This is a genomic window from Ascidiimonas meishanensis, from assembly GCF_037782385.1.
Classification (GTDB): domain Bacteria; phylum Bacteroidota; class Bacteroidia; order Flavobacteriales; family Flavobacteriaceae; genus Ascidiimonas; species Ascidiimonas meishanensis.
The window spans coordinates 16,991-39,229 of the sequence record NZ_JBBEXD010000011.1 but is presented as its reverse complement, the minus strand read 5'-3'; the positions used below and the strand labels follow the sequence as shown (position 1 = coordinate 39,229).

Genomic DNA, 22,239 nt, shown 5'->3' with positions numbered 1-22,239 from the left:
AAATGAAAATTATTAAATCAAATAAAACTTTCATAAAACACAAAAAAACCTGTCGCTGTTAAACGACAGGTTGCTATTAATCAATTAAAGGGATTAATTTACATTTGTAAATCTACTACCAGATCAAACTCATCATAAATAGTTTTGTCACCTAAATTATCAAAAAAGCTTCCAGAACCATAACGAACATCATATTTACTTCTATCTATTTTTAAAGCACCTGTAGCTTTGCTTCCATAAACAGAAAGATCAAATGTTATAGGATTAGTTTTATTCTTAATAGTAAGGTCTCCGGTTACTTCATATTTGTTTTTCCCAGTTGCTTTTGTCTCTGTAATCACTAATTTGGCAGTAGGGTGATTTTTAACTCCGAAGAAGTCATCAGATTTTAAATGACCATCTAATTTACCCTTATATTCTCCTTCCAAATCGGTACTACTAAGGCTGGTCATATCTACAACAAATTCTCCTCCTACAAGCTTATCAGCTTCAAAAGTCAAAAACCCACTTTTAAGGTTTACCGTTCCTTCATGAGAACCTGTAACCTTATATCCTTTCCAAGTCACAGTACTTTCTGTTGTTTTCACTTCTTTTTTATCTGCAATATTGGTAAATGCAACCGAACTTAGGATTACGGTCAAAATTAACGATAGGTTTAAAATTGTACGTTTCATTGTTTTTAAATTTTATTAATTAATTGTTTATAGTGTAGTAAATAATTCATTTTGTGAGCGACGCACTTTTTTGTAATGTTGCGTAGCATCTTCGTCAGATCTGTATCCAATAGTTGCCATCACTGCAGCATTGAGTCCTTTTTCTTTAAGGCCCAAAATTTCATCAAACTTTTCAGCTTCAAAACCTTCCATAGGACAAGCGTCAATTTTAAGTTCGGCAGCAGCAGATAACAAATTACCTAAGGCAATGTAAACTTGTTTTGCTGTCCATATTTGTTGTTGGTTAGATGAAAGTGAAGTAATTTTTGACTTCATAAAATCCCCGTATTCCTTCAGACTTTCTATTGAAATATCACGTTCTGAGCTCACCAGATTTAAATAATCATCAATAAAACTTTCTTGAACGGTAATTTTGTTACAAAATATAAAAAGATGTGAGGCGTCTACTACCTGAGACTGACCCCAAGAAGCGGCTTGTAGCTTTTCTCTGATTTCTGGAGTATCAATAATTAGGACCTCATAGGGTTGCAATCCATAAGAAGATGCAGTTAGTTGAATTGCATTTTTAAGTGTTTCCAAATACTCTGAACTAACTTTCTTACTGGGGTCAAATTTCTTGGTTGCATAACGCCATTCTAAAGATTTAATGTAATTACTCATGATTGTGATATTCAAATAAATTTAATAAATGATCTAGTTCTTGTAGTTTTTGGTCGTCAAAATTTTTTAAAAGCTCTTTTTCAGCAGCTGCAACTATAGAATCCATTTTTTTTAAAGATTCCATTCCCAATTTGGTAATAAATATCTCTACTTTTCTCCTGTTTGTTTCGCAAATAGACCGTTGCACATACCCTTTTTTTAGTAACTTATCTACTAATCTTGTAGTATTACTCATTTTACTAATCATACGTTCTTGAATGGTAAATAGGTTGGCAGGTTTCCCTTGCTGACCTCTTAAAATTCTTAAAACGTTAAATTGTTGCAGTGACATGTCAAAAGGCTTTAAGGTTTCAGCTATTTTTTCAGTAAGCATATTATTTACTAACATCAAATGAATAATAGTTCTGCTGTGAACAGGCAATACATTCTTGGTTTTTAAAATAGCTTCTATATTCATGTTGATACAATAATTGTATATACAAATGTATGTTATTTGTCATGATAATTAATAAGGACGAATAATAATTTTTTGTTAAAAAGCAAAAGGACTCTAATCTTAATCTCTAATTTTATCCTTTATATATATGATTATTAGAGGGATAATTTTATTTAGTGTTTTTGCATGTTTCTTATCTTGTAAATTGGAAAGGAAAGAAAATAATGAAACCTTAGCAAAGCTTGCCATAGAAACAGAAATGCCAAAGGCTGTTCTAATAAAAGATTCTATAAAAATAGAAGTATACGATTTTAAAGCCTTTGAGAAGTTTTTGCAAAAAGATGATGGAACTACCTATGTGATTAACTTCTGGGCTACATGGTGTGCACCCTGTGTTAAAGAATTGCCTTATTTTGAGCAGTTACAAGAAAAATATGCAGACAAAGATGTTGAAGTAATACTAGTTAGTTTGGATATGCCAAAAATGTATGAAACACATCTAATTCCTTTTGTAAAAAAGAAGAATTTAGAATTAAAAATTATAGCTTTGGATGATCCAAAGCAGAACTCTTGGATTCCAAAAGTTGATAAAAATTGGTCTGGGGCTATTCCTGCTACTTATATTTATAGAGGAAAAGCACATCAGTTTATAGAGTCTTCCTTAGAATTTGATGAATTGGAGCAGCTAACGTTAAACATTAAAAACAAAAAGCAATGAAATTTCCCTTTAGATTGATACTGTTGATTACCGTTTTTACCATCTCTGGTTTTAATACCCCCATTTTAGATAATGGATATGATATTGGTGATTACGCTCAAGATTTTACTTTAATGAATATTGACGGTAACAAAGTTTCATTAAAAGATTATAAGGATGCAAAAGGATTTTTGGTGATTTTTACTTGTAATAGCTGTCCATATGCAGTTGCTTATGAAGATAGGATTATTGCATTAGATAAAAAGTATAAAAAAGCAGGTGTTCCTGTCATCGCAATCAACCCTAATAATCCTTCTAAACAACCTAAAGACAGTTATACTTTAATGAAAAAACGTGCAGCTGATAAAGAATTTACGTTTCCTTACCTTTTTGATGAAGGACAAAAAGTTTTTCCAAAGTATGGAGCAACACGAACTCCACATGTTTACTTATTAGAAAATACAGCTAAAGGATATTTAGTGAAATATATTGGAGCTATAGATGACAATTATCAAGATGCATCTAGCGTAGAAGTAAAATACGTAGAAGATGCGGTAGATGCTATGTTGAGTGGGAAGAAAATAGATATTACTACCACAAAAGCTATAGGATGTTCCATAAAAGTTTAATTTTGTAAGTAGATTTTATTATAAATTTTAGAATTCATATTTATGGCTGATTTATCTCAAGAAGAATGGGCATCTCAATTTAAAGAAGACACAAATCCTTATTTGTTAGACGTAAGAACTCCAGAAGAATTTGAAGACGGTTATATACCAGGGGCAAAAAATATAGATATTTACTTGGGGCAAGAATTTGTAGAGCAAGTAGAAAAACTGGATAAGGATAAAAATTACTATGTGTATTGTAGGTCTGGAAAACGTAGTGGACAGGCTTGTTCTATAATGAATCAGTTGGGATTTGAAAATACTTTCAATCTTTCCGGAGGATTTATGGAATGGGAAGGTGATGTTCAAGACTAAAACTAAAATTAATCATAAGAAAAATCTCTCAATACGAGAGATTTTTTTACTTTTACAAGGATGCTTCGACCAATTCAAAAAAGTAAACTGCCATATATGGCTTTAAAATCGAAGTTGTAAAATGGGTGAAGGAAGATTTTTTACATTATCTATGGAAGTTTGGAAAATTTCAAAAGACCAACCTTTGTACTGCCTCCGGGGAAGATGTTATTATCTATGCTGTAGGAGAGCACAATGATAATTCAGGGCCTGATTTTTTCAATTCAAAATTGTTAATAGGAGATCAGTTATGGGCGGGCAATGTAGAGATTCATTTAAAATCTTCAGATTGGTACTTGCATAATCATGAAAAAGATTCTCGTTATAATAATGTAATCTTACATGTTGTTTGGGAGCATGATATTGAGGTTTTTAGAAGTGATGAAACCGTTATTCCAACCTTAGAATTACAACACTTTACAGACGTTTCTTTTTTAGATACGTATACTAATTTTATTGAAAAGAAACGTTCTTTTGTTTTATGTGAGAACGCTATAGAAACTATAGATGAGTTTCTTATTACCCATTGGAAAGATCAATTATTTGTAAAGCGTTTGGAGCATAAAACGGTTTTGTTATTAGAAGAACTTAAGAATTCTAATAATGACTGGGAAACTGTTTTGTTCAAAATTTTGTTGAAGAACTTTGGACTTAAAGTGAATGGGCAGAGCTTTTATGAAATTTCACAAGTTCTCGATTTCAAAATCATAAGAAAGGTAAGAGAAGAATCAGAAGTTCTTGAAAGTTTGTTTTTTGGTTGTGCAGGTCTTCTAGAAGAAACTGAGGTGCAAGATGGATATCATGAAGTATTAAAACATCATTTTGACTATTTACAAAAAAAATATATCCATCTAAAGATAACTCCTGTAAAACCTTTATTTTTTAGATTGCGCCCAGCAAATTTCCCAACCATTAGATTGTCTCAAATTGCTCAATTATACCATAAGCATGCATCTTTATTTGCCACTCTTATGGAAGCTAGATCTGTAGATGAGTTTTACAAAATTTTTGATGTTGGAGTAGCTGATTATTGGAAATATCATTATACATGGAATAAAAAATCTGCTTTTCATCAAAAAAGACTTACAAGAGGTTTTATAGATCTGCTTATTATTAATACCATTATTCCATTGAAATTTTGTTATCGCAAAGCAATGGGATTTGAGGAATATTCAGATATATTGAACCTTATTTCTTCTTTGACACCTGAAAAAAATAGTATTGTAGAAAAATTTAGAAAGTTAGGTGTTTCAAGCAAATCTGCTTTGGAAAGTCAGGCGATATTACAGCTTTACAATGGCTATTGCCAGCATAAAAAATGTCTTGAATGTGCTATTGGAAATCAACTACTAACCCATTAACGCACAATTATTTTTTTAGCGGAAAGCGTCTTTTTATCCTGAATAAGTCTTATGATGTAAATTCCAGGAAGTAAATTAGGACTAATTCTTTCATCTATAAAGTCAATTGTTTGCTTGTAGAGAACCCTTCCACATAAATCTATAATTTCCAAATCCCGCCCTGAACCTCCAGTGATTATTGATAACCGGCCTTCGTTTGTATAAGGGTTAGGATATACGATAAGTGTTTCATTGGTTGGAATAAATATATCTACTGAATCGGTTTTAATTTGGGTTCCATCTTGAAGTGTGATAATTGCATTATACGAATTGATACCAGCATCAGGTTCTGGATCTTCTATGCTAAGATTTAAGTTGTTAAAAGGGGCTTCTACAGAACTGATTGTTTCTGTTATTCCATTAATTGATTTTGTAAAAACAACATTTGAAACATTGATTATTGTACTTAGATTTAAAGTGGCATTAACAATGTTTTCTTCTGCTAGAAAAGCAAAAAAGTTTACGAAATAACAATTAACTCCTTGTAATTCATAGTTTAAGGTTCTTCCTTGAATTCCTTTTCCGTTTTCAAAAAGAGGAGTAATGCTAAAATAAGGATTGTTAAAGGTGCTTTTAGACAAGATGACAGTGGTGTCTTGTACAATTTCAACTACGTCCATGTAGCGTTCTCCTAAGTTATTTACTTGATATGCAACAGCATTTGGGATTTTATTCCAACCAAAAGCAATTTCATCTTCACAGTTATAAAGAACTAGTGGCAAAATTTCCGGAGAGACTCCAAATACATCAGAAGTAAAAATCTCAGAACCAATACGCATTCTAAGTTGAACGGTTCCTTGCATATTTGTAAAGTCTATTTCGGTTGATTCTCCGCTAAGATTTATTTGATCGTCCAAAATTTCCCAGCCATTATCATTGCTGTTTATTTCTAGTTGACCAATGGTGTTCGTAAATGAATTATTCCACCTTACGGAATTGATTGCCTCGTTTTCAACCCCATCATTAGCAGTTGGGTAGGTCCATTCAAATCTATCTTTTTCTTCAATAAAATAGGCAATAGAAAAGCTCTGGGCAGATGCGCTTATATTGGAACCGACAATATTTAAGATATAGGTTCCAGCAGTAGGGTTTTTAATTGAAATTAATTCGTTGTTGTTTAAGTGGTCTTCTCCTCGTACAGCAATTTTAGTGATAGAATCAATATGAGGAAATGAATTTAGTACCCAAGGTAGAGTCATGGTATTATCTGTATCTGTTAGGGACATATCAATATCATTCACCAATGCATTCGCATCTCCTGGATTTGCCGCCACATCATTCCAAGAAATAGCAATCCTGATTTGATCGGTGTTTTCAGGTATATTAATTGGGTAGGTAGCAGTTTGGTCTTGAGAAATAGTTCCTTCTCTATAATTGTTTTGCTCTAGAATTCTCATGCTTTGTAAAGCATTTATACTTCCATATCCAGATTGATAGTCTATAGCAGGTGGGCCTGTGTCCTCTGCGCCTGCAATAAATACTGCTCTTATAAGAGATGAATTAGGCAATTGTCCATTTTGATCTTTATAGTACTGCTGTAAAAGAATTGCGGTGCCGGAAACCAACGCAGATGCATCAGAGGTACCTCCAGGAGCATAACTTACCAATTCTGGTTTAACTCGTCCATCATAAGCAGGCCCTTTAGAACTTCTTGTGTCAATTGCTCCATTGCGATTAATGGCTCCAACCGTAAGGACGTTTTTTGCTGTTTTAAAATTTCCTGTTTGATTTGCATAGCCTTCAATCCCTGTGTACAGTCCATTTTCAGGTGTAGAAGTTCCGCTGTTACCAGATGAAAAAATATGGAGAAGCGTAGGTATTGTATTGAGTTGTAAATCATACGCCGCTGCTTCATTCCCATATCCATTTTCAATTAGCGTACCATAAGAATGATTTTGAACCGTAATATTATTTTCCAGAAAAGAAGTATCACCATCGGGAAATAATCTGAGAAAGCTTGAAGAAGTGAGTTGAGCGGCAGTAGCAACACCTATACCTTTGCTGGAAGAATTTCCTCCACCCGCTATTACAGTGCCCATTGCTGCGGCATGTTGGTCTAGCTCTGTTGCTTGAAGTCCCGTAAAAAATATACGGTTTTTAAAATCAATATCCGTAGAGTCAAATAAAAGTTCCTTAACCGAAACCGCCATCCCAGTGCCATTGATAGTAGGAAAATTATATTGAACTGTATTTATTCTGTTTACGCTTGTGTCGTTTTCATTTACCGGAGTTTCTGTCTTTGGAGTATGATAAAGATCTACATATGAAATTTGAATTTTTGAACTCAGTTTTAGAAGATCATTAAAAGTTAATTCAACAACAAAATTATTTTTATAATTATGTAGGATTTTTGCGTCTGGGAACATTAATCCGAATTGATTCTCAAAGGTTGAAGGATTTAAAGAATAAACAGAAACAGTTGTTTTTTTTTGTGAAGAACGATTTTTTCTAATAATGTCTTTTAAAGCAGAAGAAAACATCCAATCCCCTTGAAGTTTGAAAATAGAAGTTTGTTTGGTGTTTTGTATTTGCGCTTCTCCCGAAATATAGAGTATACAATAATTATTTGCTACTCTTCTCACGATGGATAAATCTGATTTTCTATCAAAATTTTTAAGATTCTCAGCGCTCGTTAGAAAAAAACCTTCTGAAAGTTTTTCCTTGGTGTATTTTTTTGCATTATCTGCTAACTCAGCAGGAATTATTTCTTGTGCAACCGCCTCCTTACAAAGACATATGACAAAAAATAAAAGTATAAGTTTTTTCATAAGACACTTGTAGGCTAAAATTCTGTATTGCAATTTATCGAAAAAAGATTTTCTGGTGAAGTTATACGATTTAATTTCAATATTTTAGGACAGTTTTTAACAAAATTAAGTATTTAACTCCCAAATTTAAATTATTATGAACAAGAAAAACAGAATTTTAAACTTAGTAAGTTCGGCAGCATTAGCAATATTAGTATTGGCTTCCTGTGAGAATGAAACTTCGGAAATCGGCAATAATACGGAAGAATTATCACAAGTTTCTTCCCAACTTCAAGCTTTAGGTTTTAATACGGAAAATTTGTTTGCAAGCACTCTGAATGGTAAAGATGGTTTTGTTGTTGAAGGGGATATTTTTTTAACCCGCCAACAAATTGCAGCGTTATCCCCAAGAATGAGTGTAAATAATGCAAACACCATAGACACAGAGCATTATCGAACCAATAATGTAGTTAGTTCTCCTCGTACTTTAAGCATTTATATGGATGCTGAATTTCGGGCACCAGCGCAAGCCGCTTTTGATGAAGCATTGGCACGATATAATTCACTAGGTCTTGATCTTACCTTTGTGAGATCTAATACTTCCGGAGCAGACATAGATGTTTTGGCAGAACGACTGGGGCGTGTTCCTGGCGGTGGAGTAATTTTGGGACAAAGTGCTGGTTTTCCCGATGCTAACGGAGATCCTGCTACTCCTGTAATTCTGAATTCAGCAGTATATAATCCAAGAAAAGATAATCCTCCTGCAGATATCGTTACGGTAATTGCGCATGAAATTGGTCATGCAATTGGTTTTAGACATACAGACTATTTTGACAGAAGCTTTAGTTGTGGACAGGGGGGAGATGAAGGTAGTGGAAGTATTGGAGCTGTTTACATCCCAGGTACTCCAGCAGGTCCTGAAAATGGTTCGTGGATGCTTGCTTGTAGCAATGGGACAGACAGACCTTTTACTTCTGGAGACCAGACAGCTTTAAGTACCCTGTACTAAAATCGTAAGGTCAGAATCAAAAAGTCAATTGATGTATATTATGATGCATCAATTGACTTTTTTTATTGGTATAAAATTATCATTTTTGTACCATGAGGATGTTGTATAACATTAGGTATTTTTTTGAAAGGCACGGTTTTGCGGTATCCTCTAGATTGGCAGAAAGACTAGGTATGAAAGCTAAAAATGTGAGGCTTTTTTTTATTTATGTGTCTTTTGCCACTTTTGGTGCTTGGTTTGCCGTGTATTTAACAATAGCTTTTTGGCTTAAATTAAAAGATTTAGTATACACTAAGAGGACTTCTGTATTTGATTTGTAGCTATGTTTAAATTGTTTCGTTCTAAATTCTACACAGCCCTTGCGCTTCTATTTCTGGTGTTTCTAACCGGATTATTTGGGTATCGTTTCTTTGCTGATTACTCATGGATTGACGCAGCCTATATGACCATAATTACCGTCACAACCGTAGGTTTTAGAGAGGTCCAACCAGCAGACGATAATACCAAATTATTTACCATATTTCTAATCGTATTCAGTGTATTTATATTTGCATATGCAATATCGGTAATTACCGAATATATATTGATCAAAAGTTCATTGCATAACTTTAAGACTCGAAGAATGAAGAAAAAGATTGATAAGCTTAAAAATCACATTATTATTTGTGGATATGGTAGAAACGGTAAGCAAGCTGCTGTAAAGCTAAAAGCATATAGACGCCCTTTCCTTGTTATAGAAAATGATAGAAAAATAATTGAGAAGCATATAGAAGAAGTTCTGTTCGTTGAAGGAAATGCGAACGAAGATGAGGTGCTTATGAAAGCTGGAATTGAGCATGCGAGCTGCCTTATAACTACACTTCCAAAAGATGCTGATAATCTTTTTGTTGTTTTGTCATCACGTCAATTAAATAAAGATTTAGTGATTATAAGCAGAGCTTCACAAGAAACTTCACAAAGAAAATTAAAATTAGCAGGGGCCAATAAAACCATTATGCCCGACAAAATTGGAGGAGATCATATGGCATCCTTAGTAGTGATGCCAGATCTTATAGAATTTATGGATCAACTATCTATAGAAGGTGAAAATACTATTAACTTAGAAGAAGTAGCTATAGAATCGCTCCCAGAAGACTATAAGTACCGCTCTCTCAGTGATCTTGATCTTAGAAAGAAAACAGGATGCACTGTAATTGGGTATAGAAATCCTGAAGGCACCTACTTAATTAATCCAGGTGCTGAAACAAAATTGATTCCCAATTCTAAAATTGTGGTACTTGGAAGACCTGAGCAAATCAAAAAATTAAATCAGATGTTCAACATCTCAGAAAGTTATATTTAACAAGTAAAATTTGATTTACGTTCATTTTTTTAGGATATTGACCCCTGTTTGTTTAAAAATTTATTTTAACTAATCCTAATATTTACTTTATGAGAAAAACATTTTTCTCTCTTCTTGCTGTATTTTTTCTATCTGGTATTTACGCTCAAGAATTAACTGTCAAGGAGACAATCAGCAATCCCTCAAATGAAATTAACGATGGTGTAATTACATTACAAGTAGAAGGAGGCACAGAACCGTATGTTTACAAATGGAGTAATCAGTCTACGGCACTCACTTCAAACCAAGCAATAGGACTTGTAGAAGGGCTTGAATATACCGTAAGTATTACAGATGCTACCGGATCTACAATAGAAAAATCATATATAGTACCTGCTGAAGCCATTACTGAAGTGTTCAATGGTACTATGAAACCCATTGTGGACGCTATTGGGAGTGTCCTTTTTTGGGATCCCTTTGCGGCAATTGGTATTTATGATCCAGTAATAAGAAATGATTCCGGTGAATCCATGTTGCATCCTAATGGAGATGAACGCACAAGACCTGTTCCATTTATTGTAATCTGGTTGGTAGTGGGAGCTTTATTCTTTACCCTTAGAATGGGCTTCATAAATATTAAAGGATTTAAACACGCAATACAATTAGCCAGAGGTCATTATGATGAAGGTGATGCACCTGGACAGGTGACTCATTTTCAAGCATTGGCTACCGCAGTTTCAGGTACTGTAGGGCTAGGAAATATAGCCGGAGTGGCAGTAGCTGTTTCCCTTGGTGGTGCCGGAGCTACTTTTTGGATGATATTTGCGGGATTTATAGGGATGTCATCTAAATTTGTAGAATGTACGTTAGGAGTTAAGTATAGAGATATTCTGCCTGATGGAAGAGTATTTGGAGGCCCAATGAACTATTTGGTGAAAGGACTCGATGCTCAAGGTAAAGGCAAATTAGGTAAAGTGCTTGCCTATATGTTTGCAGTGTTGTGCATAGGAGCTTCTTTTGGAGGTGGAAATATGTTTCAGGCGAATCAAGCGTTTGAACAATTAGAAGGCCAGTTTGCATTTTTATCGGGTAATGGATTTTGGTTTGGAGTGGTAACTGCTATTCTTGTTGGAGCTGTTATTATAGGAGGTATCAAAAGTATAGCGAACGTAACTGGAAAAATAGTCCCTTTAATGGCATCTATTTATGTGGTTTCTGCACTTATTATAGTGTTTATGCATATTGAGAATGTTGGAGCTGCCTTTGGAGAAATTATCTCTGGAGCATTTGATCCGGGAGCGCTTAAAGGAGGAATTATTGGTGTTTTAATTGTTGGGTTTCAACGTGCTGCTTTTTCTAATGAAGCAGGTGTTGGTTCTGCTGCAATTGCCCATTCTGCTGCTAAAACTAAACATCCTGTATCAGAAGGCTTTGTTGCCTTGTTAGAACCATTTATTGATACTGTTGTTGTTTGTACACTTACTGCTTTAGTATTAATTTTCACAGGTTTTCATCATGTTGAAGGTTTAAGTGGAGCTAAACTTACATCAGATGCTTTTGGCAGTGTTATATCTTGGTTTCCATATATTTTAGCTGGAGCAGTATTCCTTTTTGCTTTTTCTACTATGATTTCTTGGTCATACTATGGAATGCGTGCTTGGACATTTATTTTTGGGAAGAGCAGAAGAACAGAATTAGTTTATAAGTTTATATTCTTATTGTTTGTTATTATTGGGGCTTCCGTAAGTCTCGGAGCAGTTCTTGATTTTTCTGATATGATGATTTTAGCGATGTCGTTTCCCAATATTATAGGTCTCTATCTAATGTCTGGTGAGGTGAAGAAAGAATTGAATGATTATTGGAAGAAGCTTAAAAATAACGAATTATTCAAAAAACAAAAACCGGTAAAGGTGAAATAAATACTAAATCAAAGCACTATGAATAAAAAATCTCGTTTCGTTTTTCTTCGTAAAGAACGTAACGGGATTTTTTACCTTTTAATTCTATTGTGTTTTATTTTTATGCTTGTTTTTCTTCAACGGCAGTATTTAAACTCCAAGCCAGCTTATAATTATCATGATGTTTCACTTTTCTTAGACAAAGCAGAAAATAAACAAAAAGGAAAACAAAACAAGTCTAAATGGAAATTTAATCCCAACTATATAAGTGATTATTTTGGATATTCGTTAGGAATGCAGACTATTGAAATAGATGCATTGCATGCTTTTAGAAAGAAAAAGAAATATATTAAATCGGTTAAACATTTTCAAGAAATTACAGGGATTTCAGACTCCCTTTTAGAATTAATAGCTCCTAGATTTAGCTTTCCAAAATATCAAAAGAATAAGAGCAGAAACTTGTTGTCTAAATTTGAGTCTGCTAAAATGGATGTTAAGCACGACTTAAACAAAGCAGATTCTGTGGCTTTCACTAAGGTATATGGTATAGGCCCTGTTTTGGCAGGTCGCATTGTAAAATACAGGAGTTTTTTAGGTGGGTTTAATGAAGATGAGCAGCTTAAAGAAGTCTATGGTTTAAAACCTGAAATAATAGAAAATGTTTTAGAAAGGTTTACGGTGCAATCAACTCCAAACATAGTTCAAAGAGATATTAATTCCATAGCTTTAAAAGAATTGACAAAGATTCCATATATCTCTTCTGATGTGGCTAGGAAGATTATTATCTACCGATCTAAAGTGGGAAGTATCGACGAAATGAACGAATTAACAAAAATACAGGATTTTCCATCTGAAAAAATAAACATAATTAAAGTATATTTGACAATAAAATAAAATTGCTTTTAATGGAAATAGATATAGCTCATCAGATGAATTTTGACTATTCTGAAACACAGCAAATGATCGCGAATTCAGCAAAAGAATTTGCTGAAACACATATTCGACCTTACGTCATGGAATGGGATGAATCTCAGGAATTTCCAATTGATACAATGAAAAAAGCCGGTGAAATGGGCTTTCTTGGTATATTGGTTCCTGAGTCCTATGGAGGTTCGGGTTTGGGATATCACGAATATATTGCAATAATTGAAGAAATTTCCAAGGTAGATCCGTCTATAGGACTTTCTGTTGCCGCGCATAATTCATTATGTACAAATCACATACTTTCATTCGGTAATGAAGAACAAAAAAGTAAATGGCTTCCAAAGTTGGCAACAGGTGAATGGATTGGTGCCTGGGGCTTAACTGAGCACAATACAGGTTCTGATGCTGGAGGTATGAATACAACGGCAGTAAAGAAGGGTGACGATTGGATTATTAATGGAGCTAAAAATTTTATTACTCACGGAAAAAGTGGAGATGTAGCGGTTGTGATCGTAAGAACAGGAGAGAAAGGTGATTCTCATGGAATGACTGCCTTTGTAGTTGAGAAAGGAACTCCTGGTTTTAGTAGTGGAAAAAAGGAAAATAAATTAGGCATGCGTGCTAGTGAAACGGCAGAATTAGTTTTTGATAATTGTAGAGTTTCCGATGCTAACAGACTTGGCGAAATAGGGGAAGGGTTTATACAATCCATGAAAATATTAGATGGAGGCAGAATTTCTATAGGTGCGCTTTCATTAGGAATAGCTAAGGGTGCCTATGAAGCATCTTTAAAATATTCTAAAGAAAGGGTGCAATTTGGAAAGCCAATAAGTCATTTTCAAGGTATTTCATTTAAGTTGGCAGATATGGCAACAGAAATTGAAGCTTCTGAACTCTTATTACATAAAGCAGCTTTTGAAAAAAATGCAGGTAGAAAAATGACCAAAATAAGTGCTATGAGTAAAATGTATGCATCAGAAGTTTGCGTCAAGGTAGCCAATGAGGCTGTTCAGATTCATGGAGGTTATGGTTATACCAAAGATTTTCCAGTTGAAAAGTTTTACAGAGATGCTAAATTATGCACTATTGGAGAAGGTACCACAGAAATTCAAAAGTTAGTGATAGCCAGAAATATTCTTAAATAAAGAAGTTTAAAATATACGTATCTAAAATCGCCTTTATGAGGCGATTTTTTTGTTCAAACATTTCGTAAAAACAGATACTTAAAAAAAGATTAATTAACAAATCATTATTATGAAGCTTCTAAAATTATGAAATTAATAATTTTTTTAATTTAATATTAAACTATAGTCAAATTTTTAACAATCAAACGTTTTCGTTAGCTCAAACGTTAAAGTAATTTTATTTACCGATTTTTTTTATATAGATTGAAAGAAATTTAAACTAATTTAAACCAATTTATTATGAGAAAATTTAGTTATATGTACTTTTTCTTTTTTTCATGCCTATTGCTCTTTAGTTGTGAAAAAGGAGAGATCTTAGAGATTGAACAGCTTAATGAAGCTGTAATTTTAAATGACCAATCTGAAACTAATAAAAAAAATGGATACGCATCTAGATCTATTGGGTCTAAAGTTATGATGCAGGCTTTTTATTGGAATGTGCCTTTGGGTGGAACTTGGTGGAACACTGTAAAGGGAAAGATTCCTTCCTGGAAAAATGCAGGGATAGATGCTATTTGGCTCCCGCCTGTTAGCAAAGCTTTAGATGGTCCAAATTCTATGGGATATGATCCATTTGATTATTATGATTTTGGTAATTTTAATCAAAAAGGTTCAATAGAAACAAGGTTTGGATCTAAATCAGAGTTAATTTCCCTCATTAATACAGCCCATAACAACAATATTAGTGTAATAGCAGATATAGTCGTTAATCATAATAGTGGTGGAGATTCAGAGTATAATATTTTTACAAACGCAAATACTTATACAGATTACAATCCTGCTTCTGGTCTTTTTGATAGATCTCAATACGATTTTCATCCGAATGATTATCATACCAACGATACTGGAATATTTGGTGGTTTTGCAGACATATGTCATCATAAAGCGTATGTTCAGGATTGGCTTTGGAAGCGTTCTAACTCTGTTGGAAAGTACTATAAAAACACCATGGGCTTTGATGGGTGGCGGTTTGATTACGTAAAAGGATTTGAACCTTGGGTAGTGAAAGAATGGAAAAATGCTATTGGAGGGTTTACAGTGGGTGAGTATTGGGATGGAAATGCAGCCACGCTGGATTGGTGGTCTGATCAAGCTCAGGCGTCTGCTTTTGATTTTGCTTGTTATTACAGAATGAGAGATGCTTTTGTAGGAAATAATTTAAATCGTTTAAATGATGATATGTTGCTTAAAAGAAACCCTATGAAGGCTGTTACTTTTGTAACTAACCATGATACAGACGAGATTTTTAATGGAAAACTACTAGCATATGCTTTTATACTTACACATGAAGGTTATCCCACTATCTTTTATAATGATTACGAGCAATCGCTAGATAAAAATAAATTGAATAATCTAATATGGATACATAATAATAAAGCAAATGGTAATACCTCTGTTTTGTATACAGATATAGATGAATATGTTGCAAGAAGAAATGGTAGTCCTGGTCTAGTAGTTTATATAAATAACAGCAATTCATGGAAAGAACGTTGGATACCAACTAACTGGAATAATATACGTATTAAAGATTTCACAGGTCACTCTGGTTGGGAGCCAATAACCCAAGGTAATGGTTGGGTTAAAATTCAAGTTCCTCCTAATAGTTATAGTGTTTGGTCTCCTAAATAGAAAATAGGGTTTTTAATTTATAAAAATTAATTAATTTTGCATTCTAAACGAAAGGAGGTGATATGATATGTTAATAGTTCCTATTAAAGAAGGAGAGAATATTGATAGAGCATTGAAGCGCTATAAAAGGAAGTTTGATAGAACCAAAACGATGAAACAACTAAGAAGTCGTCAACATTTTACAAAACCATCTATCGAGAAAAGAACTCAAGTTCAGAAAGCTCAATATATTCAAGGTTTAAGAGATAACGAACAAGTTTAGTCTAAACCTAAATAACATTGCATGAACCGTTAGTGTGTAAAGTTTTTTAACTTTGCTTCTAACGGTTTTTTTTATGTCAATACAACAATTTCTGGATTATCTTTCGCTTGAAAAAAAATACTCAGATAATACCATTATCGCTTACCAAAGAGATATTCAGGTTTTTCAGGCATTTTGTAAAGATGAAATGGACATCAAAAATATTGATATTGTAAATTATGGACATATTAGACATTGGATTGTCTCTTTAGTAGATAACAAGGTGTCTAATAGATCTATTAATCGTAAAATTGCTGCGCTAAAGGCTTACTATAAATTCCTCCTTAAATGTAATGTTATCAGCGCAAACCCGCTACTAAAACATAAGGCATTAAAAACACAAAAAAAAGTAGAGATTCCTTTTTCATTGTCCGAAATGGAAAAAGTATTGGCACATTTAAAGGGTAAACAGGATTTTGAAAGTGTAAGAGACTGTTTAATAGTGGAACTTTTTTACACTACTGGTATCAGAAGAAGTGAATTAATAAATCTCAAATGTGGAGATGTAAATAAATCCGAAAGAATAATAAAGGTTTTGGGGAAGCGAAATAAAGAAAGAATCATACCTTTATTGAATGCATTGACAGATGATATAAAAAATTATTTAGTTTTAAGAAAAACTGTAAGTAATGAAACTTCTGATGATTTTTTCTTTTTAAGGAAGAATGGAAACAAATTGTATGAAACGCTTGTGTATAGAATAATAAATAATTATTTTAGTAAAGCATCTGCTAAAGCTAAAACGAGTCCTCATATTTTAAGACATACTTTTGCAACTCACATGCTTTCTCAAGGTGCTGATTTAAATTCCGTCAAGGAATTACTAGGACATTCAAGTCTTGCATCAACACAAGTATATACGCATAATAGTATTACTGAACTTAAAAAGGTTTATGCCAAGACTCACCCCCGAAACCGAAAAAATCTTGACGATTAAAAAAAGTTTAACCTAAAATCAACCAACATGAAAGTAAACACCCAATCCGTAAATTTCAATGCAGATCAAAAACTGATGAACTTTATTCAGAAGAGAATGGATAAACTTGAGGTTTATTATGACAGAGTGATTTCTTCAGATGTTTACCTGAAAGTGCAGAAAACCAGCACTAAAGAGAATAAAATTGTAGAGGTTAAAGTACATGTTCCAGGAGATGAGTTCATCGTAAAAAAGCAATGTAAGTCTTTTGAAGAGGGTATTGATATGGCTACTGATTCTTTAGGAAGAGTACTTTTGAAAAGAAAAGAAAAATTAAGAGCTCATATTTAGATTAAAATATTTTAAAAAATGTTTTGAATAAAAAAATAAATCTATACATTTGCAGTCCGTTAGAAATAGCGGACTTTTTTATGCTAAAAAGCCGATGTAGCTCAGCTGGCTAGAGCAGCTGATTTGTAATCAGCAGGTCGTGGGTTCGAGTCCCTCTATCGGCTCAAAAAAAGTTAAAAATCATGAGAATTAATTTCTCATGTGAAGTTCTTTAAATTAATGATTAAGGGGAGATACTCAAGCGGCCAACGAGGACAGACTGTAAATCTGTTGGTTTTTACCTTCGCAGGTTCGAATCCTGCTCTCCCCACTTAAGCACTCAAATAACTTGTGTATTAAAAGAAGCTTTGATCGTTTTCAATTGAAAGCCTGAAGTTTGTTCTTGTCAATTCACAATATTTGAAAAGTTTACAATGCGGGAGTAGCTCAGTTGGTAGAGCGTCAGCCTTCCAAGCTGAATGTCGCGAGTTCGAACCTCGTCTCCCGCTCCAAAACCCACGTCTTAAATATAAGGCGTGCCTAGAATATGCTCCTCGAGCAATCAAAGCCGATGTAGCTCAGGGGTAGAGCGTTTCCTTGGTAAGGAAGAGGTCACGGGTTCAATTCCCGTCATTGGCTCATGTTAAGTTTAAATTTGAACACTAATATATAACTAAGATTAAAATTAATTAAATCATGGCAAAGGAAACTTTTGATCGTTCCAAACCCCACTTAAATATTGGTACTATTGGACACGTAGATCACGGTAAAACTACTTTAACTGCTGCTATTACAAAAGTATTAGCTGACAAAGGACTTTCTGCAGTTAGAGATTTTGCTTCTATTGATAATGCTCCAGAAGAAAAGGAAAGAGGTATTACAATTAATACATCTCATGTAGAATATCAGACGGCTAATCGTCACTATGCACACGTTGATTGTCCTGGTCACGCCGATTATGTTAAGAACATGGTTACAGGTGCGGCTCAGATGGACGGAGCTATTTTGGTGGTTGCTGCTACAGATGGCCCTATGCCTCAAACACGTGAGCACATCCTTCTTGGCCGTCAAGTTGGTGTTCCAAGAATCGTGGTTTTCATGAACAAGGTAGATATGGTAGATGATGAAGAGCTACTTGAACTTGTTGAAATGGAAATTAGAGAGTTGTTGAGTTTCTATGAATATGACGGTGATAATGGACCTGTAGTTCAAGGTTCTGCTCTTGGTGCTCTTAATGGTGAAGAGAAATGGGTGGATACAGTGCTTGAATTAATGGAAGCTGTTGATAATTGGATTGAACTTCCTAAGCGTGATATTGAGAAAGATTTCTTAATGCCTGTTGAAGATGTATTTACTATCACAGGTCGTGGTACCGTTGCTACTGGTCGTATTGAGACTGGTGTTGCAAATACAGGTGATGCTGTGGATATCATTGGTATGGGTGCTGAGAAATTAACTTCTACTGTAACTGGTGTTGAGATGTTTAGAAAAATTCTTGACAGAGGTGAAGCAGGAGATAATGTAGGTATCTTATTGAGAGGTATTGAAAAGACTGATATCAAAAGAGGTATGGTAATCTGCAAGCCAGGTTCTGTAACTCCTCACTCTAAGTTTAAAGCTGAGGTGTATATCCTTAAAAAAGAAGAAGGTGGGCGTCACACTCCATTTCATAACAACTATCGTCCTCAGTTCTACGTTCGTACAACTGACGTGACAGGAACTATTAATCTTCCTGAAGGTGTTGAGATGGTAATGCCGGGTGATAACCTTACCATTATAGTTGAGCTTCTTCAGCCTATTGCACTTAGTTTAGGTCTTCGCTTCGCGATTCGTGAAGGTGGAAGAACTGTAGGTGCAGGTCAGGTAACTGAAATTCTTGACTAAATAATATTATATGATTACTTGGAAGGTGTCCACTTTATGGTGGATACCTTTTCAAGTGAATACGGGTGTAGCTCAGTTGGTAGAGCACTGGTCTCCAAAACCAGGTGTCGGGAGTTCGAGCCTCTCCTCCCGTGCAAAGAAAAATGAATTATGGCAATCATTACTTATGTAAAAGAATCATTTGATGAATTGAAAGCAAATGTAACCTGGCCAAGTTGGGCTGAAGGTCAAAACCTGATGGTGGTAGTTGCTGTTTTTTCAATTATCTTTTCCCTTGCAATATGGGGGGTTGATTCAATGTTTGTAAAGTTAATTCGGCTTTACTTCGATTTTGTTAAATAAATAATTACTAAGTCTGGGAACAATGGCAGAAGCATTGGTGAAAAATTGGTATGTGGTCAGAGCGGTAAGTGGTCAGGAAAATAAGGTTAAGTCATATATAGAAAATGAAATAGCCAGATTAGGTTATACTGATTATGTTGATGAGGTCTTGGTGCCTACCGAAAAAGTTATCCAGATTCGTAATGGTAAGAAAATAAATAAAGAGCGTGTCTATTTTCCTGGATACGTGATGGTGAAAGCTAATCTTGGTGGGGAAATAGTTCATGTTATCAAGTCAATAACTGGAGTGATTGGTTTTTTAGGAGAAGTAAAGGGTGGAGATCCTGTACCTCTTAGAAAGTCTGAAGTGAATAGAATGTTAGGAAAAGTGGATGAATTATCTGTGAAAACTGATAATATAGCGATTCCATACATACTCGGAGAGACGGTAAAAGTAATTGATGGACCTTTTAATGGGTTTAATGGAACGGTTGAGAAGATTAATGAAGAAAAGCGTAAGCTTGAAGTGATGGTGAAGATATTTGGAAGAAAAACTCCGTTGGAATTAAGCTATATGCAAGTAGAAAAAGTTTAGAACTGTTACATAAAAGAATGTGTTTGGCTTCCAATTGAATGCGTTCTATAAATTAAATTAAACAATGGCAAAAGAAGTAAGTAAAGTAGTTAAACTACAAGTTAGGGGAGGTGCTGCGAATCCGTCGCCACCGGTTGGACCCGCTTTAGGTGCTGCCGGAGTTAACATCATGGAGTTTTGTAAGCAATTTAATGCTAGAACTCAGGATAAGCCTGGAAAGGTTTTACCAGTTGTTATCACCGTCTATAAGGATAAGTCTTTTGAATTTATCGTTAAAACACCGCCAGCGGCAGTTCAGTTATTGGAAGCGGCAAAGATTAAAAGTGGATCTGGTGAGCCTAACCGTAAAAAAGTAGGTAGTGTTACTTGGGATCAATTAAAGACTATCGCAGAGGATAAAATGCAGGATTTAAATGCATTTACCATTGAATCAGCAATGAGTATGCTAGCAGGAACTGCAAGGTCTATGGGATTAACGGTATCTGGTGACAGACCTTTTTAATTTTTAAAGCATTTTGAAATGGCAAAATTGACTAAAAAACATAAAGAAGCACTTTCTAAAATAGATAAAAATAAATTTTATTCTGTTTCTGAGGCTTCTGCATTAGTAAAAGAAATTACAAATACAAAGTTTGATGCATCTGTTGATTTGGCAATACGTTTAGGAGTAGATCCTCGTAAAGCAAATCAAATGGTTCGTGGAGTGGTTACGTTACCTCACGGAACAGGTAAAGATGTTAAAGTACTTGCTTTGGTAACTCCAGATAAAGAGACTGAAGCTAAAGAAGCTGGTGCTGATTATGTAGGACTTGATGAGTTTCTTCAAAAAATTAAGGATGGTTGGACAGACGTTGACGTGATTATTACAATGCCTAGTGTTATGGGGAAATTAGGCCCGCTAGGTAGAATATTAGGTCCTAGAGGTTTAATGCCTAATCCAAAAACTGGTACAGTTACTATGGATGTAGCTAAAGCGGTTTCCGAGGTAAAGGCAGGTAAAATTGATTTTAAGGTTGATAAGACTGGTATAGTTCACGCTGCTGTTGGAAAAGCTTCTTTCAGTGCTGATAAAATTGCAGGTAATGCAAACGAATTAATACAGACAATTGTGAAATTAAAGCCAACTGCATCTAAAGGTACTTATATAAAGAGTATCAGTATGTCTAGCACTATGAGTCCTGGAATACCCTTAGATCATAAATCATTTTAATTGGTAGTTAATATTTTTAAACATGACTAGAGAAGAAAAATCAACGGTAATAGAAGATTTAACTGCGCAGTTAGCTGATAACACAATCATTTATTTAGCAGACATATCAGGTTTGGATGCCGATACAACCTCTAGATTAAGAAGAGCTTGTTTCAAGGCAGATATTAAACTTGCAGTAGTTAAAAATACATTGCTTTCAAAAGCAATGGAAGCTTCAGATAAGGACTTTGGTGAATTGCCATCGGTATTAAAGGGTAATACCTCTTTAATGTTTGCTCCAACTGGGAATAAGCCTGCAAAGCTTATCAAAGAGTTTCGTAAAAAATCTGAAAAGCCATTACTTAAAGGTGCTTTTATTGAAGAAGCAATTTATTTAGGGGATGAGCAATTGGATAATCTGGTAAACATTAAATCTAAAGAAGAGGTAATTGGCGATATTATTGGCTTATTACAATCTCCTGCTAAAAACGTTGTATCTGCACTTAAATCAGGTGGAGGTAAATTGGCAGGAATTCTCAAGACTTTATCAGAGAAATAAATTAGTACGCACTTATAATCATTATATTAAAATTTTTAAAACGGTAGAAAATGGCAGATTTAAAAGAATTCGCAGAACAATTAGTTAACTTAACTGTAAAAGAAGTTAATGAGTTAGCTGATATACTTAAAGAAGAATATGGCATTGAGCCTGCAGCAGCTGCAGTAGCAGTAGCAGGTGGTGCAGCAGCAGGTGGCGGAGAAGCAGCTGAAGAAAAATCAGAATTCGACGTAATCCTTAAAGCAGCAGGTGGTTCAAAATTAGCAGTTGTTAAGTTGGTAAAAGAGCTTACAGGTCTTGGGCTTAAAGAAGCTAAAGATATTGTTGATGGTGCACCAACTGCAGTAAAAGAAGGTATTTCTAAAGATGAGGCCGAAGGTCTTAAGAAGTCTTTAGAAGACGCTGGAGCAGAGGTTGAGCTTAAGTAAGCTCGCCAAGCTTTAAAAACTTGGTTTAGGTCTTAGGAAAAATCTCCTTAAGACCTAAACCCTTTTGCGTATATAAACACTATATACGATTTATTATTTTTATTTTAATCAAAAT

The 22,239-nt window shown here is 34.3% G+C and carries 25 protein-coding genes and 5 tRNA genes; 26 read left to right on the top strand and 4 right to left on the bottom strand.

The annotated features are described in order from the left end of the window. Positions 1-98 precede the first annotated feature (98 nt). Genes WBG07_RS16510 through WBG07_RS16500 form a run of 3 tightly spaced genes read right to left on the bottom strand, consistent with a single transcriptional unit; the run spans position 99 to position 1,791 of the window. Complete coding sequence (locus WBG07_RS16510; protein WP_340202844.1) at positions 99-674, bottom strand: YceI family protein; 576 nt, start codon at positions 672-674, stop codon at positions 99-101. 27 nt (positions 675-701) lie between these two features. Further along, a complete protein-coding gene (locus tag WBG07_RS16505) occupies positions 702-1,334 on the bottom strand; it encodes an NAD(P)H-dependent oxidoreductase (RefSeq protein WP_340202842.1) in 633 nt (210 codons plus the stop codon). After that, positions 1,327-1,791 carry a MarR family winged helix-turn-helix transcriptional regulator gene (locus tag WBG07_RS16500; protein WP_340202841.1) on the bottom strand — a complete coding sequence of 155 codons (465 nt, stop codon included), beginning with the start codon at positions 1,789-1,791 and terminating at the stop codon, positions 1,327-1,329. Before WBG07_RS16500 ends, WBG07_RS16505 begins: the two co-directional genes overlap by 8 nt. Before the next feature lie 184 nt (positions 1,792-1,975). Here WBG07_RS16500 and WBG07_RS16495 point away from each other — a divergent pair, with 184 nt between their 5' ends. From WBG07_RS16495 to WBG07_RS16480, 4 genes are all read left to right on the top strand, one after another. Beyond that, the gene (locus tag WBG07_RS16495) at positions 1,976-2,488 is read left to right on the top strand and encodes a TlpA disulfide reductase family protein (RefSeq protein ID WP_340202839.1); all 513 of its coding nucleotides are present in this window, start codon (positions 1,976-1,978) and stop codon (positions 2,486-2,488) included. Next, positions 2,485-3,096 (top strand): thioredoxin family protein, encoded by a 612-nt coding sequence (locus WBG07_RS16490; RefSeq protein WP_340202837.1) that lies wholly within the window; start codon positions 2,485-2,487, stop codon positions 3,094-3,096. The genes WBG07_RS16495 and WBG07_RS16490 overlap by 4 nt, the downstream gene beginning before the upstream one ends. 42 nt (positions 3,097-3,138) lie before the next feature. Beyond that, on the top strand, positions 3,139-3,450 hold the full coding sequence (locus WBG07_RS16485) for a rhodanese-like domain-containing protein (protein ID WP_340202835.1): 312 nt from the start codon (positions 3,139-3,141) through the stop codon (positions 3,448-3,450). 125 nt (positions 3,451-3,575) lie between these two features. Continuing rightward, positions 3,576-4,850: a DUF2851 family protein gene (locus WBG07_RS16480; protein ID WP_340202833.1), complete on the top strand. Its 1,275-nt coding sequence runs from the start codon at positions 3,576-3,578 to the stop codon at positions 4,848-4,850. On the opposite strand, the gene WBG07_RS16475 is transcribed toward WBG07_RS16480, so the two are convergent. Further along, positions 4,847-7,657 carry a S8 family peptidase gene (locus tag WBG07_RS16475; protein WP_340202831.1) on the bottom strand — a complete coding sequence of 937 codons (2,811 nt, stop codon included), beginning with the start codon at positions 7,655-7,657 and terminating at the stop codon, positions 4,847-4,849. The genes WBG07_RS16480 and WBG07_RS16475 overlap by 4 nt on opposite strands. Positions 7,658-7,793: 136 nt before the next feature. On the opposite strand from WBG07_RS16475, the gene WBG07_RS16470 reads away from it, so the two are divergent. The 22 genes from WBG07_RS16470 to rplL all read left to right on the top strand — a co-directional run bounded on the left by WBG07_RS16470 (position 7,794) and on the right by rplL (position 22,124). Further along, positions 7,794-8,645: a M57 family metalloprotease gene (locus WBG07_RS16470; RefSeq protein ID WP_340202829.1), complete on the top strand. Its 852-nt coding sequence runs from the start codon at positions 7,794-7,796 to the stop codon at positions 8,643-8,645. A 92-nt stretch (positions 8,646-8,737) separates the two neighbouring features. After that, on the top strand, positions 8,738-8,965 hold the full coding sequence (locus tag WBG07_RS16465; RefSeq protein ID WP_340202827.1) for a PspC domain-containing protein: 228 nt from the start codon (positions 8,738-8,740) through the stop codon (positions 8,963-8,965). Positions 8,966-8,967: 2 nt separating this feature from the next. Then, complete coding sequence (locus WBG07_RS16460) at positions 8,968-9,987, top strand: potassium channel family protein (RefSeq protein ID WP_340202825.1); 1,020 nt, start codon at positions 8,968-8,970, stop codon at positions 9,985-9,987. 89 nt (positions 9,988-10,076) lie between these two features. Further along, positions 10,077-11,885 (top strand): amino acid carrier protein, encoded by a 1,809-nt coding sequence (locus WBG07_RS16455; RefSeq protein WP_340202823.1) that lies wholly within the window; start codon positions 10,077-10,079, stop codon positions 11,883-11,885. 18 nt (positions 11,886-11,903) lie between these two features. Next, positions 11,904-12,758, top strand: coding sequence for a ComEA family DNA-binding protein (locus WBG07_RS16450; RefSeq protein WP_340202821.1), 855 nt, complete (start codon positions 11,904-11,906; stop codon positions 12,756-12,758). A gap of 35 nt (positions 12,759-12,793) precedes the next feature. Then, positions 12,794-13,933 carry an acyl-CoA dehydrogenase family protein gene (locus WBG07_RS16445; protein WP_340203030.1) on the top strand — a complete coding sequence of 380 codons (1,140 nt, stop codon included), beginning with the start codon at positions 12,794-12,796 and terminating at the stop codon, positions 13,931-13,933. 279 nt (positions 13,934-14,212) lie between these two features. Further along, positions 14,213-15,601, top strand: coding sequence for an alpha-amylase (locus WBG07_RS16440; protein ID WP_340202819.1), 1,389 nt, complete (start codon positions 14,213-14,215; stop codon positions 15,599-15,601). Between the two features lie 67 nt (positions 15,602-15,668). Beyond that, the gene (gene rpsU, locus WBG07_RS16435) at positions 15,669-15,863 is read left to right on the top strand and encodes a 30S ribosomal protein S21 (protein ID WP_340202818.1); all 195 of its coding nucleotides are present in this window, start codon (positions 15,669-15,671) and stop codon (positions 15,861-15,863) included. A 73-nt stretch (positions 15,864-15,936) separates the two neighbouring features. Further along, positions 15,937-16,839: a tyrosine-type recombinase/integrase gene (locus tag WBG07_RS16430; RefSeq protein ID WP_340202817.1), complete on the top strand. Its 903-nt coding sequence runs from the start codon at positions 15,937-15,939 to the stop codon at positions 16,837-16,839. Positions 16,840-16,866: 27 nt separating this feature from the next. After that, entirely contained in the window at positions 16,867-17,169 is a 303-nt protein-coding gene (gene hpf / locus WBG07_RS16425; RefSeq protein ID WP_340202816.1) for a ribosome hibernation-promoting factor, HPF/YfiA family, read from the top strand. A 90-nt stretch (positions 17,170-17,259) separates the two neighbouring features. Beyond that, positions 17,260-17,333: transfer RNA gene (locus tag WBG07_RS16420), tRNA-Thr, on the top strand. 63 nt (positions 17,334-17,396) lie between these two features. After that, positions 17,397-17,479, top strand: a tRNA-Tyr gene (locus tag WBG07_RS16415). 105 nt (positions 17,480-17,584) lie between these two features. Beyond that, positions 17,585-17,660 (top strand) — tRNA-Gly (locus WBG07_RS16410). A gap of 55 nt (positions 17,661-17,715) precedes the next feature. Beyond that, positions 17,716-17,787: transfer RNA gene (locus WBG07_RS16405), tRNA-Thr, on the top strand. Between the two features lie 57 nt (positions 17,788-17,844). After that, positions 17,845-19,032, top strand: coding sequence for an elongation factor Tu (tuf, locus tag WBG07_RS16400; protein WP_340202815.1), 1,188 nt, complete (start codon positions 17,845-17,847; stop codon positions 19,030-19,032). Between the two features lie 61 nt (positions 19,033-19,093). Further along, positions 19,094-19,166 (top strand) — tRNA-Trp (locus WBG07_RS16395). A 16-nt stretch (positions 19,167-19,182) separates the two neighbouring features. After that, a complete protein-coding gene (gene secE / locus WBG07_RS16390) occupies positions 19,183-19,374 on the top strand; it encodes a preprotein translocase subunit SecE (RefSeq protein ID WP_340202813.1) in 192 nt (63 codons plus the stop codon). 22 nt (positions 19,375-19,396) lie between these two features. Then, a complete protein-coding gene (gene nusG / locus WBG07_RS16385) occupies positions 19,397-19,948 on the top strand; it encodes a transcription termination/antitermination protein NusG (protein WP_340202811.1) in 552 nt (183 codons plus the stop codon). 64 nt (positions 19,949-20,012) lie between these two features. Then, complete coding sequence (gene rplK / locus WBG07_RS16380; RefSeq protein ID WP_340202810.1) at positions 20,013-20,450, top strand: 50S ribosomal protein L11; 438 nt, start codon at positions 20,013-20,015, stop codon at positions 20,448-20,450. A gap of 18 nt (positions 20,451-20,468) precedes the next feature. Then, positions 20,469-21,158 carry a 50S ribosomal protein L1 gene (gene rplA, locus WBG07_RS16375; RefSeq protein ID WP_340202808.1) on the top strand — a complete coding sequence of 230 codons (690 nt, stop codon included), beginning with the start codon at positions 20,469-20,471 and terminating at the stop codon, positions 21,156-21,158. A gap of 22 nt (positions 21,159-21,180) precedes the next feature. Then, entirely contained in the window at positions 21,181-21,696 is a 516-nt protein-coding gene (rplJ, locus tag WBG07_RS16370; RefSeq protein WP_340202806.1) for a 50S ribosomal protein L10, read from the top strand. A 50-nt stretch (positions 21,697-21,746) separates the two neighbouring features. After that, positions 21,747-22,124 (top strand): 50S ribosomal protein L7/L12, encoded by a 378-nt coding sequence (gene rplL, locus WBG07_RS16365; protein WP_340202804.1) that lies wholly within the window; start codon positions 21,747-21,749, stop codon positions 22,122-22,124. The last annotated feature ends 115 nt before the right edge of the window (positions 22,125-22,239 follow it).